The following is a 16,012-nucleotide window of genomic DNA, read 5'->3' as shown; positions in this document are numbered from 1 at the left end:
CGAAGCAGATATACCGCCCACCATCGATTGACTTCATTGTTCCCTGAGCCCGAGTCGCGTAGTAAGTGCCTCGTGCAGACCCGTATCGGTGCCATCTCCCACCCAGGCGATGTATCCGTCGGGTCGAACCAATACGGCTTCGGGGGCTGTTACTTCGCCCAGGACGGGGAATTCCCACGGCCCGGTGTACTTGGCATTGACAGCTACGACCCGATGGGTCCATGGAGAGATGTCGACATCCCAAGGCGTGCCGAGGTTTAGCAGCACCGCGCGGGCGTCGTGGAGAAGTGTGAATAGTCGCAGTGGACCAGTGGGGGTGAGGAGGTCGAGATCGGGCATCCGGCGCCCGAGTAGTGGGTGTCCTTCGCCGAGGTCGTACTGAATGTCGAGACCAGTCATCATCGCGGCGATTTTCTTGCGCGGCTCGTCCATGTTCAGCAGCTCAGAGATGGTGTCGCGCAACGCGTCGAGACGTTCGCCGGTGGCGAGGAGCGCGGTTTGGGCCATGGTGTTGCGTAGCACGCCAGCGGCGATCGGGTGCCGCTCGTCATGGTAGGTGTCCAGCAGGCGTTCCGGCGATGCCGTGTTGATGACCTGGGCCAGCTTCCAGCCCAGGTTCACCGCGTCCTGGATACCGGTGTTGAGGCCTTGCCCGCCAACCGGGAAGTGCACGTGCGCGGCGTCGCCGGCTAAAAGCACGCGCCTGTCCCGGTAGGACGCCGCTTGTCGCGTCACATCGGTGAACCGGGAAACCCAGATGGCACTGCGTATTCCGTAATCGGTTCCGCGAACGGCGATAAGCGCATCCCTGAGTTCACGCAAGGTAGGCTCACCGGTTTGCTCGAGATGCGGTTCGGCGACCATGACCCGCACCGGCCCGCCATCCTCGAGTTTGAAGAATGAATGAAATCCGCCGTGTCGGTGCATGCCCCACGGCGGCTGCTCGTCCATCTCGACATCAGCGATCAGGCAACTCATCGATGGATCCCACCCCGGGAAGTCGATGCCGGCGGTCTTGCGGATGACGCTGCGCCCTCCGTCGCACCCGACAAGATATGCGGCCCGTAGCGGCTGGCCGTCGCAGATCTCGACGTCGACACCAGCGTCGTCTTGGGTGAAACCTTTCACCTCGCGGCCGCGATAGATCGGCACCCCCAACTCGCTCACCCAGTCGGCCAGGATGCCCTCGATGCGGTACTGCGGCAACCCCAACCCATAGTTATGCCGGGTGGGCAAGTCGCTGATGTCGATCGAAATCCCCGAGTAGTGCCCGATCTGGCCCGTCCATCCCTGCGACAGGAATCGATCAGCAATCCCGCGCTGATCGAGAACCTCAATCGTGCGCGACGTCATCCCACCCGCGCGCGAGCCGATCAACTCATCGCTGTTGCCGCGGCGCTCGACGATCGCAACGTCGATTCCTGCCAGCGCCAACTCACCTGCCAGCATCAGCCCGGTCGGGCCCGCGCCGGCAACAACTACCGCATGGTCTGCCACATGCAACCCTTCGTGTTCGCTGGTCCCCGGAAAGTCCAGTTACGCGCGGCGATCCAGGATCTGTTCGACGGCTTGAATGAGCGGCGCGCCGTCGCAGCAGCCGGCCGAGCTGCGCCAGGCGACATACCCGTCGGGACGCACGAGGACCGCCCCGTCGCAGCCGATTCCATAAAGGTCGAAGAACGTGTTGGTGTGGTCGGCCAATCCCGGATCGCCGATCGCGTAGCTGGCGATAGGCACGCCGAGCTCTCGAGCGGCAACCGCGGCTGCTTTTCGCCAGATCGTCCCGCCTGGACCGGTAAGCACCGTGAACCCGGCGCCAAAGAGATCGAGTGTGGAGACCGGTTCAGACTCGGCGCCGAGCCAGACATGTGGGGCCCGGCAGCCCGGTGTCGCGCAGGGAGCGTAGTCGCTGTAGTCGTCGTCGACCTCGGGAGCCGGTGTGCCATCGGAGATGACGGCGGTCGAGCGATACACGGTGCCGAACTCGACGCCGAAATGATTACCGAAGCGTCGACTGGCCCGCTCGGCCTCCTGGGCACTGAGGTCACTGCTGGCCGGATAGTAGTAAGCCGCGGCAAGCCGCGCGAGATTGCCGTGATTCTGCAAACACTGTTCGATGGTGGTGATCGCGGGTTCTCGCCGCTCGTGCTCATAGGTCTCGAGCAACGACCACCCAGCCAGCCCACGCACGCACAGGGCTAACTTCCACATGGCGTTGTGCATGCCTTGCAGGCCGGTGTTGACGCCCAGTCCCCCGGTGGGCGGAAACTGGTGAGCGGCATCGCCACACAACACCACGCGCCCTTGGACCCAACGATCGGCGACCGCGGCGTTCATCTGCCACAGCCCAACGCCTTTCACCTCAACCTCGAGATCGGGAACCCCGACCGCGCCGCGGACCCAGCTCCTCACCCGTTCGGCGTCCCAGAGCTCGAGCACCCACTGGTCAGGCGACACACCGATCTGACACAGCCAGCGCCCGCGCGCGTCCAGTGGTTGCAGCAGACCGGCGGCGTTGGGGTTGGCGACGAAAAACACGACTCCCCGGCGGTCTCCGACGTGGTGTTCGATATCGGCGCGGAAGTAGCAGTTGACGAAATGGTGGATGCCCTGCTCGCCGTTCAAGGCGATGCCCAGCTGGCGACGTACCGTGCTGTCGGCACCGTCGGCGGCCACCAGCGCATCCCCGGCCAGGGGGTAGGTGTCTCCCGTGGCGGTGACGCGCACCGCCACGGCCGCCTCGACGTCGTGCTCGCGTGACCCGGACAGAATGTCGGTGACCTGGTGACCGAACCGAAGGTCGACGATTCCCGTGGCCCGTGCCGCGTCGCGCAGGATGGCTTCGGTCAGATCCTGCGACGACATGATCGGCAGCACCGGGCTGATCGCCGGCCCGGGCCCTTCGAAACCTCCCGTCTCGATCTGACCCACCTGCTGGCCGACAACCGCGTCCAGATACCTCATCGGGCTCTTCCAGCCCGGCGGGGTATCGATGCCGCGCAGCCGTTGATACACCACACTTCCCCACCCTCGGGCGATCTCCATCGTCCGCGCATTCAGATTGCGCGCCTTGGGATGCCACGACGTCGAATCATGGCGCTCGACAACAACGCTGGGAACCGAGAACCTGGCGAGTTCCAGGGCGGCGGCCAATCCGACGGGGCCGCCACCGACGATGATCACCGGTTTGTGCGACACGATTGGGCTCATCTCGTGGTGCGACGTCATCAACGGCTTAGGTGTTGGCCGGAGTGGTGGTGCCGGCACCGCGCTGGCGGGTGATGACCAGGTCGTGGCGCTCGACTGGCAGCGCGGGTTCCTCGAGGCCCTCGATCACGAAGCCTGCGTCGGCGATCATCGCCCGATCGTCCTGGCCGGGCTGTCCTTGGCTGGTGAGGTAATCGCCGAGGAACACCGAATTGGCCAGGTGCAAGGCCAGCGGTTGCAGTGTGCGCAAATGTATTTCGCCTCCACCGGCGATGCGCACTTCGACGTCAGGGAAGGCGAACCGGAACATCGCCAGGATGCGTAGGCAACGTTGTGGGGTCAATTCCCAATGTCCACCCATCGGGGTGCCCTCAAACGGGATCAGAAAGTTCACCGGCACCGAATCCGGCTGGAGCTCGCGCAATGCCAGTGCGACGTCGACGATGTCGTCGTCGGATTCGCCGATTCCGATGATGGCGCCCGAGCATGGCGACAGGCCAGCGGTTTTGGCAGCGGCGACGGTGGCGGCCCGGTCGTTGAAGGTGTGGGTTGAGCAGATCCGCGCGTAGTTCTCTGCGCTGGTGTTCAGGTTGTGGTTGTACGCGTCGGCGCCGGCCTCACGCAGCCGGTCGGCTTGCCCCTGTTTCAGTAGCCCCAGGCAGGCGCACACCTCCACTTGTGGGGCGGAGCTTTTGATCGCGGCGATCGTGTCGGCGACGCGCTCAATGTCGCGGTCGGCGGGGCCGCGGCCGGCGGCGACCAGGCAGATACGTTTGGCGCCGGCCTCGATCGCGCAGCGCGCGTGGCCGGCGGCCTCGTCGGGGTTGATCCAGGAGTACTTGAGGATCTCAGCGCTTGAGCCGAGTCGTTGCGAGCAGTACCCGCAATCCTCCGGGCACATACCGGATTTCATGTTCACCAGGTAGTTGAGCTTGACTCGCCGGCCGAAGAACTTGCGCCGCACCCGTGCCGCCGCGGCGATCACATCGAGCAGGTCATCGTCACTGCTTGCTAGCACGGCGAGCAAGTCGTCACGAACCACGCATCGTCGCTGCAACGCTGCGGCGGTCATCACTGACAATCGCTGCTCAAAGTCCATATTCGTCCCGGCTGAGTCGTGCACGGGCTTCTCCTTTTCTGGTTGCCGATCAACGCGGTGGGCCCTCGGTCGTGCGGGATGTCGATCCCCAAACGGGTTGTTTGACCGCCCCGAACGCAAAGGCGTGCTGCTGGCCTCTCAAGCCCATGACGAGCGACCGTACACCAAACTTAAGAAAAGTATGAGTAGCTTAAGGTAACATTAAGGGGTGTGGACACGGCTAGGTGTCGTCGTAAGGCAGAAGCGTGAACGCTGGGCAGTGGCGAGGTTCCACGTTCCGAAAGTGCCTTAGGTCCACGGTCGCGACCTGGGTGATTTCGAGGCGTTCAGCAGTCGCAACGACCGATGCGTCCACCGTGCCGAGCGGAAATCCTCGGTACTGGGCGACCAATTCGCGGATCCGCGGCCAATCCTCATCGACGACGGGCTCCACCTGAAAGTCGTCCTCATCGAGGTCGTTGAGAAACTTCTGCTCGGCCACTACACCTAGGTCGCGACACAGAACATGAGTGACTTCCGCGATGACGAGCATGGGCACAATGAAAGGGCCCGAATAGGTTTCGAGAAAATCGAGGAACGTCTCGTGATGTTTATCGCCGGCGTTGCCGTAGGCGATCAACGGCCCGGCGTCGACGATGACCGCGGTTATTTCCACACCTCATTGGCCAGGATTTCGTCGACACGCTCGGAGCTATCACTGCGCGCGCTGCGCCCGGCGGCCGCGGCATGCAAACGCCGCCGGCGCCTCGTCGCGGGCCGCTCAGGATGTGGCGCTAACTGCGAGGCCGCCTGTTGACCGTTGGCGGTCAAGGTGAGCCAGGGACCCTCGGTCCACGCTGGCCGCCCGCCCTGTTCAACCTCCGCGGTGACTGTGTCCAAAACGGCGTTGAGGTGTTCCTGTTCGTCGGCCAACGGCGGCGCGTCGCCGGTGGTCTCGTCTGTGAGCGTGATCAGGCCGTCGGCGGCCAGCGACCGCACCGCCGTCGCGGCATCAGCCCACGCTTGCTGCCGTGTCGCGAACGGGCTTTCGTCGACGGCATGCCACAACGCCAGCCGCAGTGACACCGGTTCGGCCAGCGCATCGACCAAGACGCGTGTACGCAGCGCCGCATGCACCGCGACGCTGTCGCGCTCAGGCAACGTTTCAGGCTCCTCAGCTTCTGCCGACGCCGCGCTCGCTTCGGGGTGGTCGATGAAGCCGACCGGTCTGCCTTTCACGGGGCGATGAGAGCGCTTCGGTACCGGCTCCCCTGGCGCGAAGGTCCGCCGCATCGTGTCGTTGAGGAAGGGCTGGGCCCGCAGGCGTTCGTCGTCGACGACGAACCGTACCGACGGCAAGTGTGTGTGCATGGCGCCCAGCGTGTAGGTGTGTGTGCCGACGGGCACGATTAGCGGCTCAACGATGATCAGTTCGTAGTGCGCCCTGGGGTCGATGGCTGTTCCCGGCGCCAGAGTGAAGGCTTCCCATTCGCCCTCGACTGTGTCGCCTGCGACCAGGCGGGCAGCGTCTTTGACAGCTCGCGCGTCCCGGCGGCTCACCCTGCTCAAGTCGGGAATCACCACCGGCGTACCCGCGTATGGCTGCAGGCTCGCCAACGCGCGCAAGTACTCCATCAGCGATTCCGGGAACATTTCGTCCGAAGGCGGGAGCTCCTGGAAGTCGACGAACTCCCCCGACGCCCAGGACACCTGTAACACGTTCGGCGCCCGAAAGTCCTGAAGTAGCTCGATGCTCGGTAGTGCGTCAACAACTTTGGCCCCTACGATGCCGGCCCGTGTGAAAGTGAATGTTCCCGTCATCGTCGCGGTGTCGCTACGCAGCTCGAACGACAAGAAACCGGACTTATCAGATCCGCGCTGGGTGACAACGGTTTTCGTGCTTTCAACGGTCACTGAAAGCAGCACGCTCGGGCCTGCGGTGGTATCGGGCCGTCGGACACGGAATTGCGCCTGATGAGCGTTGCGGTCATCAGGGTTGAGCCAGAACGCGTGGCGGGCGCCCGCCATCGTCGTTGTGGCCGCCGGCGTCGACACGGTCTGCTGTCGACGCACGCTGCTAGCTGGTGGTGCAACCCAACGCTCATCGACCGCAGGGACTACCGGAGTCGCCGGCAGTGCCGCGTCAAGCAATGAAGTGGGCGGCACTCAACGACTCCTCGGCGAATTCAACACTGCCGCAGCAGGAGCGGCGTGGCATGCAAGGCGAGCGCCGCCTGACGTCAAGGCTGAGTGCGGGTCCAACATTCGGGAAGAACCTCCATCCAGCTGTTCGCGTCGACGCCCGCTAAGCTGCGATCGCGGCCGCGGATCCGCAGCGGATCGGTCTCCTCACGCAACCTGATCCGCTGTTTGAACCAGCTCCTCCAGTCGCACGGCTCGCCGCCGGCGGCAAGTCCGGCGCGATACCACGCGCCAATGAAGTCTCGGCCGCGCTGCTGGTCGCGCCACCAGCTGCTCTCTCTTGCACGGGCAAGGTTGATCAGCCCGGTCCGCCCGGCCGCCTCGTAAGCTTCCTCGACGGCCAACCGATCCTCATACCAAGTCTCGAGCGCGAGCCGCCAGTCGCCGTTGGCGGCATACGGCTCCCACGGCCGACGGGGCCAGCCGGCCACCTCCATCGCCACCATCACATCGATGTCGACGTAGGTTTGCATGATGGGAACCGCGGCGACGCGCAGCAAAGCCGCGTCGACGAGTTGGTCGCGCCAATCAACCTCCAACGCGCCCCGCCGCGACCGATCGAGAATCGATTCCGCGCAGCTGCGGCGCCGTTCGACATAGGTGACGGTTGCCGCCTTCTGCCAACACTCGCTGCCGTACTCCACCCGCCACACGCCCCTGCTCAGGCGACGGCGGCCGCGGGACTCAGCGGGGCGCCGGCCAACCGCGTCGCATACAACAAGTCCGCACACCCCTCCGCGGTGTCGTAGTGACGCAACGACTCAATGACTTCAGCGGCCCGCACCGTCGCCAAGGACAACGCTGGCTCTGATCCGCCATGGCCCTGGCCGCCTACGGCCTGTTCGTATTCGATCAGCGCCATGAACCGCTCTTGGCGAACCTGCGCCCATAGCTTCTCACCGATCGGTTTGCGTTCCTCGAACAGCCGCATAACCTTCTCGCTCGCAGCCCCGTGCAGGTGACCAGAAAGGGCCGCCATGTGCATGTGCCGGGCCGCGATCTGCAACCGTTGTTGCTCATCAAAAGCGTTGGCCTGCCGCCACTCCCACGGCATCGCGACCTGGCAGCGATGCACAAAATGCCCGCCTGGGTTGGTGGTCGGCGAGACTTCGCGAGGGTTGACCTCGACAGCCCGCGCATTGACTTGATGGGTCCAGTCGGTCATCTGCTGCATAGGCAGCGATGAGGCGATCGCCAACACGCGTGCACCCGGGGCGGCCATCTCTCGGGCTTGGGCGTGACGCACCACCACATCAAGGGGATTGATCCCTCCGACGGCGGCGCTGGCCTCCCACAGCTCGCGACCCACGACCGGATCGGTGACCGCCAACCGCACATCCTGCGGCACCCGTACCCCCAGCGGGATGCTCGAGGGACCCTCGCTGGTCGCCAGCCACGCCGTAACTCCCCCGGTGCGTTCGTAAATCAGCGAGACCGCGTAGTGAGTCTGGATATAGCCCTGGGCCAGGGTCTGGGCCAGCATGGCCCCGATGACGTCATGGCCGGCGTCCATGGCCTGCTGGAACAACAGCTCACCGCTGGCACCGTCGGCACCGATGGCCTGAATACGGGCATGCTGCTGGGGCATCGCCAACGGCGCCACCTGCGCCCCATTCGGCGCGCCGGCCGCCGCCGGGGGCGGCCCACTACCCCCTGGCGGACCGCCCGCGGGCGTTGACGGCGTCACAGGCCCGGCCGGCCCCGTGCTACTCACCGGAGTCACCGGTGTCGCACCCGCGGCGGCCGACGGCATCATCGCCATCGGGGCACCACCCACACCGGGCGCGGCAGCCGCAGGAGTTGTCACCGCGGACGAACTGACAGTGGTAGCAGCCGGCACCGCCGCCGCGGCAACATTCTGCGCGACCTGGTGACCCACATTGGCTGCCGCGCCAAGACCATTCGCGACACCGCTGACCGCCCCAGTCGCCATCCGCGCCGATGTCTCAGCAATACCGGACCCCAAACCCGCCAACCCCGGCGCACGACCGGCCCCCGCGCCCGCGCCTGCGCCGGTCCCGACGCCAGTGCCCGCGCCGGTAGCGTTGGGGAACTGCCCAGCCTGTGTCCCAGCAGGATTCATCCCACCCGGGTTGCCCATACCGTTGCCAGCACCCGCCGATCCCGGCGACATCATCGATCCCATCGACGCGGGCGACCCGCCTCCCCCGGCCCCCGACGAGATCGGTTTCATCATCTGTCCGATCACCGAACTCGGATTGCTACCGCCCGATCCCATCTGCGGAGCAGCCGGTGCCTGCTTCGGATTAGTCCCGTTCTGATCAGTTCCATCCGGCTTGTGAAACGCGGTCTGCTGCACCTGATTCTGCTGCTGCGACTGCGGAGTGTCACCCTTGTTGAACTGGGTTGTATCCGGGCTATCTTTTAGCCCGGTGCCGTTATGAACGGACTCGACCTTAGGGCCACCGCCTTGAGGCGCAGGTAGAGCTGGTGCGGCAGGCGCAGGAGCGCCGACGCCGGGGACGCCGCCGGATTCGGGCAGTGTTGGGTTGCCGTACGGCACCGCCCACTTGCCGACATCGGCCGCCAATGTCGCTATCTTCCCTGCACCCTCGGCATCGCGCGCCTGGGCCAGACCCGCGGCGCCGGCAACGATTGAAGCGATGTCCGCCTTGAGCTGGGCGTCGATCGCTGCAGCAGCACCCGGGACGGCCGCGGCCGCCTGCTTGGCCTTTTCGGCGGCCTCGCGTGCGGCTTTGATGTCCTCTTCGGCCTTGTTGACGATTTCGACCAAATCGGCCTTCGTGGCATGGATCTCGCCCGAGGCCCACAACGCTCTCTTGGCGAGGTAACGGTAGCCCTCAATACGATTCTCCAGCGTCGTCTGACGACCGTCGACGAGTCTGCGGGCCGCATCGATAAAGGCGCCCTCCATCGGCGCCACGATGCTGCGGATGTCGTGCTGCGTATGGAGTTCAGGGAATAACTTGTTTGCCGCGCCCGTGAAGCTCTCCGCATAAGCCGACCACGCGGAGGCCATCTGCAACGGCCAGGACGTCCCCAAGATCGCCTGCGAGTGCTCAGTAGTAGGTTTTGCGGGATCGCCAGCGCCAGAAGCCATTCCAGTCCTTTCGGCCTAAGGTGCCAAGCGATTGCACAGAGTGCCAACTTCCTTGGCGGCGGCGTCGGCGATGCCGAACGCGTTGCCATTGGCAGGCGAGCCGGTGGCGATAGCGGTTCCTAACGTCTGCAGTGCTTTGACTGCGGTGTTTGACGCTTCAAGCAGGACCGGCGTCGTGCCCGGCGCAATCTGTGAGCGCAAGGCATCGCTAGCCTGCTGGTAGAGGCTGCCAGACTTTTGCAAGGCGGCTGTCCAATTCGGATTGGACTGGATCGCGGGATCGCCGATCTTGACGTCCTTAGGCAATACCGGCAGTGCATCGTGCGCCATGTTGGCGTAGTGGTCGGCGGAGTCCCAGCCTTGGTAGCAGGTCTGGTGGTCTGCTTGCGCGCTCGGCAGAGGCGCCGGGGACGCCGGCGCCGGCGGCTGAACGGTCTTCGTCACGGGCGCGTGCGTCGGCGCGGCGGCCGGCGTGGTGTCGCGGACCTGCATGGTGATCACCGCGGCGATGATCGCGGCCACAACCGCGCCGGCCGCGGCGGCGGTGGCGAGTGCGGGCCAACTCCGCCGCGACCCGCCCCGAGGCGGTGGCGGCGGCCCGGGTGGGGGCGGCCACTTCCCTGGATCCGGCGGCGGAGGAAGCGGCGGCGGGAAAGCGATGTCGACGGTGTGGTGCTGAGTCATCGTCCGCACACCCAATCGAGGGAGTCACGGCCGGCGGTGAACATGTTCACGACGGTGCCTGAGGTGGGGTCGAAGGTCTTGTAGGCCACCGCGAGGGTGCGTAGCGCGCTGACGGTGCTGTCAGCGAACCCAGCCAGCATTGGGCTGGTGCCGGGCGCGATCTGGCCTGCCAGGGTTTCGGCGGCCTGGCCGTAGAGCTGGCTGGCGCGGTCTACTGCTGCCTTCCAGGTGGGGTTGGCCTGTACGGCGGGGTCGGTGAACGGCATGTTCTGCGGGATGACGTTGAGGCCCGAGGCCGCGGTGGTGACCAGGTCGTCGGTGATTGCCCAGCCTTGGCAGGTCTTCTTGTCCGCTTCAGCTGCCGGCAGCGGCGCCGGTGGCGCTGGGGGTGAGGCGGTCACGGTGACTGTCGGTGCCTGGGCTGGCGTGCTGTCGTTGGCCGGGCCGGGTGTGGCGGCGATGGTGACCAGGGTGGTGATGACTCCGGCGATGGCTGCCCCGGCGCCTGCGGCTGCCGTGATCGCCGGCCAGCGGCGCCGCCGCTGCAGCGGCGGGGGCGGCGGCCACGCGGGTTGGGCCGGTGGGGCGATCGACATGGTGAAAACTCCTGGCTAGATGGTTCGTGGCAGGTTGGATCCGCCGCCTGGTTTCATGACCGGCGTCGGGAACTGGACCTGGTTGTAGTCCTGCGCGGCGTGCTGATCCTGTTGGGCCAGAACGGGTGGCGACTGGGTGAGTGCGGCTTGCTGTTTGGTGGCCCACAGCGAGTCTTGGGTGTCCACGTTCGTGCGTACAGCTTCGGTTTTCGCGATCACGCCAACCAGTGCTGCGTCGAGTTTGGATGCGGCGGCAGGCGGTGGCGGGGCGAACGTCGGCGCGGCGCTACCGGTCAGCGTCTGCGTGGCTTTACCGCCCGCTGACGCCAACTCTTGAGTGTCGATCTGCAGCTTGGATTTGCTCCCCATAGGTGCATTGTCCCAGCATCTGCCGACAATGGAAACCGCTTTGAACGCTGAGCTGCGCAGGGTCGAGGTCATGGCCACAGCCCGAGATCGGGGAGAAGCTTGTCCGCGGCGTCGATGATCCGCTCGGCGTCGACGAGCGCCTGGTCGGTATCCGCGGCAGGTAGATCCAGATCAGTACTGCTGCGCGGATATTCGAGCTGGTTACGGATTCGGCGCATTCGATTGAACGCCCGAAACGATGCGCCGAACTGCGCTTCGGCCGCCTCGGCAACAGCAATGTGGCCCCCTGCAGTCGTCGGACGCAGGCCTTGCTGCACCAGTAGCGCGGTGAGCGCCTGACGGGTGGCGTCGTAGGCCAGCTCGAAAGCCCCGATGTGATCAGCGGAGCGGGCAGCGCGTGCGCCGGCCAGCCGCTGTCGAGCCTGTTGGAGCAGGTATGCGCCGTTGGCAGCGTCACCGCTGACCTGCTCGAGGTGGCGGCGCTCAACCAGCGCGGCGATCTGCGCTTGGCCCGTCTTCCAGCCGCTCATACCGCGTCCTGCGACGGAAAGACTTGGACATACGGGCGCTGCTGGATCTCGGTGAGCAGAGCCCACTGGCCAGGGTTGGCCCACTGGGCTGGCGTGGCCTGCTCGGGATTGACCGGAATCTGGAGGCGCTTTTGGGCGCGGTCGGCCGCATCAAACAGATCCGTGCGCGTGGGCTCGCCGATGACCAGGACGTCGATGTCGTTGGCCGGCGGGCCGGGCTGCCCGGTGTAGCGGGCGGCCCAGGACCCGAAGATCAGCACCTGCTCCACTGCTGGGATGGCGCCGAATTCCTCGGCAATGACTGTGTGGGGACCGAAGGTCAGCAGCGCGAGCTGAGTCAGCGGCGTGTACGCGGGATGGTCAGGATTCGCACTGATCAGCCGGTTGCGGCCCTGCCGGCGATCGCGCAACACGTGGGCGGTGACGAGGCGTTCGACCTCTTGCTGGGCGGTCTGCTTCGAAACACCGAGCGTGCGCGCAAGGTCGGTGACCGTGTACTCCCGGCCGGGATTGAGCAGCAGCTGGGCCAGGAGTTGACCCTGGTGCTGGGACCGGAAGACGGGAAGTAACGCTGGAGCCGCAGTACGCATAAACCGATCATATGTCCGGATGAACCCGACCGTCAATATAATACAGACAGATAGCCAGTAAAAAGACGACTTAGCAGCTTAGGGCGCCGGGTCCGTCTTCGGGCTGCTCTCGAATCGAGGCGAAAAAAGTTCGTTTCCGCACCACACCCGGTCACTAGCCCCTCTCAAGCTCGTCGAGCGCTGGCCCGCGGCCCAGCTGCGCCCAAGAGAGCCAGCCAAGGATCCTTAGGTGCGCGGTAAGTCTCTCTGCGTCTCGTTGAGTCTCGTTCATAGGTAGGCTGATCCACGTGCGTGTAATTGCTCTGAAGTCCCTCCTCGAGGAACGCCACTTGCACGCGTACTCGGAGTTTGTCGCTGAATACAACCGGACGGCAAAGGAATTGGGCGTCTCACGCCAAGCGGCACCCCCAACCAAGGCGCAGTACTATCGCTGGCTCGGAGGCGAAATCCAGAACCTGCCGCGCGGCTACCATTGCGCTGTGCTGGAGCGGATGTTCCCGGGCTGGTCTGCCAAAGAACTGTTTGGACACCCAGATACCCCGCATCGGGGCGATTTGCTGACAGGTGTCCGGCCCGGCATTGAACCGACCGACCTCGCCGGCCTATGGGTGACCAGCTACGTGGTCGATGGATTGCATCACGCCGATCTGTCACAGGTCGACGTGACCAAGGGCGGCGTCACAGCGACCAACTACCCACCGAGCCCACGGCTCGAAGAGCGCGAACGCGGGTACGCCAACGACATCGAAGCCGAAGTCTTCGGTCGCCACATCATCGGCAAGTGGCGCAACGTCAACGACCGCTACTTCTACGGCTCAATCCATCTGGCCGTCTTGCCCGGCGAAACGTCAATGGACGGCTTCTATACCGCAGTCCTGACCGACACGGAAGTCGCTTCCGAGCGATGGCGATGGGCACGAGTGGAGTCTGGATCCGCCGCAGGTGTGGATCTGACCACCGTGAAGCTGGCAGAACCCAAGAAGATTTTCGAAATGCTCAGAGACCGAACCCGTTTCGACGGACCGATTCCGCTCGCTCAGGTAACGTAGCACTCTTGAACGCACCCACGCGGCACGAGGATGTGCGCCAACTCATCGACACCTATCTGCGCGCGTGGACGACGCAAGACCCAGACCTGATCGTCACGATCTTTAAGCCCGAGGCGACGTATCACGAGCGCGTCCTCGACGAGCCGATGCGCACCACCGCAGAGATTCGACGGTACTGGGAAACCAAAGTTGCGCGGGAGCAGGCCAACATCGACGCACGGCTTATCAGCCTGTACGTCGACGGATCCACCGCGATCGCTGAATGGGAAGCCCGTTTCGACGACCTAGTCAAAGGCCACCGCAAACTGATGCGGGAGGTGGCCATCCTCGAGCTCGACGGCGATCGCATCGCTAGCTTGCGCGAATACTGGGCGTCGAAACCGATAGAGGCTTAGGGCGCCGCCTGCCCGTTCTCAGCCCGCTCCGCGGCAAGAAGGAGTTCGTTTCCGCGCTGCAGCAGGCCGTTCGCCGCCCTCATCAGCTCATCGAGCACCGCGCCGCGGTCGAGCTGGGCGAGCGCTTTGCGGATCAGGTTGTCGCCAGCCAGCAGCAACTCGTCCGCGACAACACGCGCTTCAAGCGGGGTGAGTTGCGTGTCCAGCCCGTCGCCGTTGTGGGGCAGGGCATGTGGAGAGGATTCCGCTGTCGAGGCGTCACTGAATCGCGTGAGGATGCGGCGGATATCGACGCTTCGGAGTCGAACCGCCAACTCGCGGTCCTCGAGGGCATCCACGTCCGCGACCGGGAGCTGTTGCGAATGGGCAATCAAGGCGACCGCGGTGTCCCGGTCCAGTGACACGCTGAGCATCCAGATCCCCTCCATTTTCACCCCCAGCGCTTTAAGGCAGTGCTATCCGCAGCGCTCCGAATCGGGCGGCGAGTATTTAGCTCCAGATGGCGCCAAGCTGGGCGGCCAACTCGTCATGGTTGTGCGCAAGCTGGTGCAGGACGGCCGCAACTTCTCGGACCTGCTCTGGGCCTAGGGAGTCCGCGTGACGCAAACGCTCCGCAAGATCGAGCAGGGCCGCTCGTGTACCCGGCTGCGGTTCAACAGGAACGACGCTTTCGATCGCGGATGTCATGGCATCGCGGACCGCGCTCTGATCGATCGCCTGCTCTGCAAGCGCATCAGTGAGGTCGCTCACTCTGGCGGCTGCGGCGCGGTACTCAGCGGATGGATTCACTGCCGTCCCCCTGCTCTTTCAATGTCGCGGCGGGGCGCCGGTTGGTGTCCAAAATGGGAGCGGCGCCTGTGCCACCGAGTATGTCGCAACCCTGAGCAATCGTCAATCAGGTCGGACAACGGTCCGAAAAACGGGACACTGGGGTACCCTGGGGGAATGCCTGGTAACGACGCCGACGGATATGCCGTTCCGAGATCACCGCTAGGGGACGCCGCAAACGACGTTGGCCGCAACCTATCCCCCCACGACACGAATTGGATCGCACACCTCATCGTGGGCTACATGCATCGGCGAGCCGCAGAAGCCCCGAACGCAACCGCTCGTGAATTCACCCTTGACCTGATTACCGTGCTGAATGAAATCCACAAAGCCTGCGAGCACTACCTCAGCAACGCCGTTGCTGGCGCCCGACGTGAAGGCGCAACCTGGGCGCAAATCGGTGAACGCGTCGATGTCAGCAAGCAAACCGCCTACTCACGGTGGGGATCCATCATCGAACACCGCGACGGCCAATCCTTTGTCGTCGACGTCATTCGCGACGCCGAAATACCACTGAGACGCATCGACCCCGACACTCAACCCACCAGGGCGCAAGCCAACCCCATCCCGCCGACCCCAGACCAGCTCCGCACCATCGCCGACCACTTCGCTGGCACCGAAGCCGCAGACCCAGCAAACCTCGACCTGGTCGCCAACGCCGTCGTCACCCTCGCTCGCGGCCTCGCCGACGGCGCCGGCGGCGACTGGGACAACCCGACCGACGCCAACCACTACCTCCAACTCGCCCTCACCATTGCCCACCCGAAAGCACACCCCAGCGCTCAATGACCAGCAGACACCATGCTTTTCGGGAGCGGCTACTCCCCCTGCGCCGGCGTGCTCGTGCGGGTGCGGCCAGACAGCGCGGCGAGGCGCTCGATCGCCGGCGCGTCGCTGCTGATCGGTTGGGGTGCGGCGAACTGGCCGCCGCGTTGCAGGGCGGCGAGGCGGCTGTCAGCGAATACGAGCACCTCGTCGACCAGGTGGTCATCAATCCGTAGGCAGCCGCCGGTCGAGGTCGCGATGTCCCAGCCGTGGATGAGCAGATCGGCTACGCGGAGCGCAAGCCGAATGCGCAGCGATGTGGGCAGCTGCCCACCGGGTTGCGTCGCACAGACAAGCGCGTGGCGCAATTGCTCGGTGGAGCAGCGGTATTGGGCAAGGAGTTCGCCGGACGGCGATCCGGTGTGGGCGGTCCACGCAATGCCATCCTCGGGCCGAAGCTTCGTGGCGAATGACTGATTGACGTCGATGAGGTGTTCGGTCACATCGGCGACTGTCCACTGGATGCACGGGGTGGAGGCGCTCCACTGGTCGTCGGTCACGTGAGCAAGGACGTTGTCGACGGCCAAAGCGGCTTGCGTGAAGTGCGTTGGCTCTGCGAAAGACATCTGCGCTCCCA

At 65.0% G+C, this 16,012-nt stretch carries 18 protein-coding genes; 4 read left to right on the top strand and 14 right to left on the bottom strand.

Translation table 11 applies throughout. From position 1 onward, the window contains the following. Positions 1–33: 33 nt before the first annotated feature. The 12 genes from K883_RS25955 to K883_RS25900 form a co-directional block, all read right to left on the bottom strand. On the bottom strand, positions 34–1,497 hold the full coding sequence (locus K883_RS25955) for an FAD-dependent monooxygenase (RefSeq protein WP_036456496.1): 1,464 nt from the start codon (positions 1,495–1,497) through the stop codon (positions 34–36). Between the two features lie 39 nt (positions 1,498–1,536). Next, positions 1,537–3,198 (bottom strand): FAD-dependent monooxygenase, encoded by a 1,662-nt coding sequence (locus K883_RS25950; protein ID WP_179945140.1) that lies wholly within the window; start codon positions 3,196–3,198, stop codon positions 1,537–1,539. A gap of 37 nt (positions 3,199–3,235) precedes the next feature. Then, complete coding sequence (bioB, locus tag K883_RS25945; RefSeq protein ID WP_255359013.1) at positions 3,236–4,330, bottom strand: biotin synthase BioB; 1,095 nt, start codon at positions 4,328–4,330, stop codon at positions 3,236–3,238. A gap of 196 nt (positions 4,331–4,526) precedes the next feature. Further along, positions 4,527–4,961 carry a type II toxin-antitoxin system VapC family toxin gene (locus K883_RS25940; RefSeq protein ID WP_231119640.1) on the bottom strand — a complete coding sequence of 145 codons (435 nt, stop codon included), beginning with the start codon at positions 4,959–4,961 and terminating at the stop codon, positions 4,527–4,529. Further along, entirely contained in the window at positions 4,952–6,340 is a 1,389-nt protein-coding gene (locus K883_RS25935) for a hypothetical protein (protein ID WP_156035719.1), read from the bottom strand. The genes K883_RS25940 and K883_RS25935 overlap by 10 nt, the downstream gene beginning before the upstream one ends. A 185-nt stretch (positions 6,341–6,525) precedes the next feature. Continuing rightward, positions 6,526–7,026 carry a hypothetical protein gene (locus K883_RS25930; RefSeq protein WP_156035717.1) on the bottom strand — a complete coding sequence of 167 codons (501 nt, stop codon included), beginning with the start codon at positions 7,024–7,026 and terminating at the stop codon, positions 6,526–6,528. A 122-nt stretch (positions 7,027–7,148) separates the two neighbouring features. Next, on the bottom strand, positions 7,149–9,569 hold the full coding sequence (locus K883_RS25925; RefSeq protein WP_036456484.1) for a hypothetical protein: 2,421 nt from the start codon (positions 9,567–9,569) through the stop codon (positions 7,149–7,151). Positions 9,570–9,584: 15 nt separating this feature from the next. Further along, on the bottom strand, positions 9,585–10,091 hold the full coding sequence (locus tag K883_RS25920) for a hypothetical protein (protein ID WP_051701220.1): 507 nt from the start codon (positions 10,089–10,091) through the stop codon (positions 9,585–9,587). 158 nt (positions 10,092–10,249) lie between these two features. Then, a complete protein-coding gene (locus K883_RS25915) occupies positions 10,250–10,849 on the bottom strand; it encodes a hypothetical protein (RefSeq protein WP_036456478.1) in 600 nt (199 codons plus the stop codon). 15 nt (positions 10,850–10,864) lie between these two features. After that, positions 10,865–11,290 carry a hypothetical protein gene (locus K883_RS25910; protein WP_156035715.1) on the bottom strand — a complete coding sequence of 142 codons (426 nt, stop codon included), beginning with the start codon at positions 11,288–11,290 and terminating at the stop codon, positions 10,865–10,867. Next, on the bottom strand, positions 11,287–11,748 hold the full coding sequence (locus tag K883_RS25905) for a hypothetical protein (RefSeq protein WP_036456475.1): 462 nt from the start codon (positions 11,746–11,748) through the stop codon (positions 11,287–11,289). The genes K883_RS25910 and K883_RS25905 overlap by 4 nt, the downstream gene beginning before the upstream one ends. Beyond that, the gene (locus K883_RS25900) at positions 11,745–12,338 is read right to left on the bottom strand and encodes a MarR family transcriptional regulator (protein WP_036456472.1); all 594 of its coding nucleotides are present in this window, start codon (positions 12,336–12,338) and stop codon (positions 11,745–11,747) included. The genes K883_RS25905 and K883_RS25900 overlap by 4 nt, the downstream gene beginning before the upstream one ends. Before the next feature lie 287 nt (positions 12,339–12,625). On the opposite strand from K883_RS25900, the gene K883_RS28475 reads away from it, so the two are divergent. Beyond that, positions 12,626–13,387: a hypothetical protein gene (locus K883_RS28475; RefSeq protein WP_255359012.1), complete on the top strand. Its 762-nt coding sequence runs from the start codon at positions 12,626–12,628 to the stop codon at positions 13,385–13,387. Positions 13,388–13,392: 5 nt separating this feature from the next. Then, positions 13,393–13,782 (top strand): nuclear transport factor 2 family protein, encoded by a 390-nt coding sequence (locus tag K883_RS25890; protein ID WP_036456466.1) that lies wholly within the window; start codon positions 13,393–13,395, stop codon positions 13,780–13,782. Here the strand turns inward: K883_RS25890 and K883_RS25885 are convergent. Beyond that, positions 13,779–14,186 carry a hypothetical protein gene (locus K883_RS25885; RefSeq protein WP_156035713.1) on the bottom strand — a complete coding sequence of 136 codons (408 nt, stop codon included), beginning with the start codon at positions 14,184–14,186 and terminating at the stop codon, positions 13,779–13,781. The genes K883_RS25890 and K883_RS25885 overlap by 4 nt on opposite strands. On the opposite strand from K883_RS25885, the gene K883_RS27810 reads away from it, so the two are divergent. Both K883_RS27810 and K883_RS27805 read left to right on the top strand, forming a co-directional pair. Next, positions 14,167–14,370 (top strand): hypothetical protein, encoded by a 204-nt coding sequence (locus K883_RS27810; protein ID WP_156035711.1) that lies wholly within the window; start codon positions 14,167–14,169, stop codon positions 14,368–14,370. The genes K883_RS25885 and K883_RS27810 overlap by 20 nt on opposite strands. A 9-nt stretch (positions 14,371–14,379) precedes the next feature. Next, positions 14,380–15,399, top strand: a complete 1,020-nt coding sequence (locus K883_RS27805; protein WP_156035709.1) for a hypothetical protein — start codon at positions 14,380–14,382, stop codon at positions 15,397–15,399. Between the two features lie 29 nt (positions 15,400–15,428). Here the strand turns inward: K883_RS27805 and K883_RS25870 are convergent, their stop codons facing one another. Continuing rightward, the gene (locus tag K883_RS25870) at positions 15,429–16,001 is read right to left on the bottom strand and encodes a TIGR03086 family metal-binding protein (protein WP_255359010.1); all 573 of its coding nucleotides are present in this window, start codon (positions 15,999–16,001) and stop codon (positions 15,429–15,431) included. Positions 16,002–16,012 lie beyond the last annotated feature (11 nt).

This window comes from Mycobacterium sp. TKK-01-0059, from assembly GCF_000709305.1.
Lineage (GTDB): Bacteria > Actinomycetota > Actinomycetes > Mycobacteriales > Mycobacteriaceae > Mycobacterium > Mycobacterium intracellulare.
This window is presented reverse-complemented; position numbering and strand designations above follow the sequence as displayed.

Coding starts and splice junctions, on each gene's coding strand:
- K883_RS25925 (WP_036456484.1), bottom strand. CDS start 9,569: ATGGCTTCTGGCGCTGGCGATCCCGCAAAACCTACTACTGAGCACTCG.
- K883_RS25915 (WP_036456478.1), bottom strand. CDS start 10,849: ATGTCGATCGCCCCACCGGCCCAACCCGCGTGGCCGCCGCCCCCGCCG.
- K883_RS25910 (WP_156035715.1), bottom strand. CDS start 11,290: ATGACCTCGACCCTGCGCAGCTCAGCGTTCAAAGCGGTTTCCATTGTC.
- K883_RS25905 (WP_036456475.1), bottom strand. CDS start 11,748: ATGAGCGGCTGGAAGACGGGCCAAGCGCAGATCGCCGCGCTGGTTGAG.
- K883_RS25900 (WP_036456472.1), bottom strand. CDS start 12,338: ATGCGTACTGCGGCTCCAGCGTTACTTCCCGTCTTCCGGTCCCAGCAC.
- K883_RS25870 (WP_255359010.1), bottom strand. CDS start 16,001: ATGTCTTTCGCAGAGCCAACGCACTTCACGCAAGCCGCTTTGGCCGTC.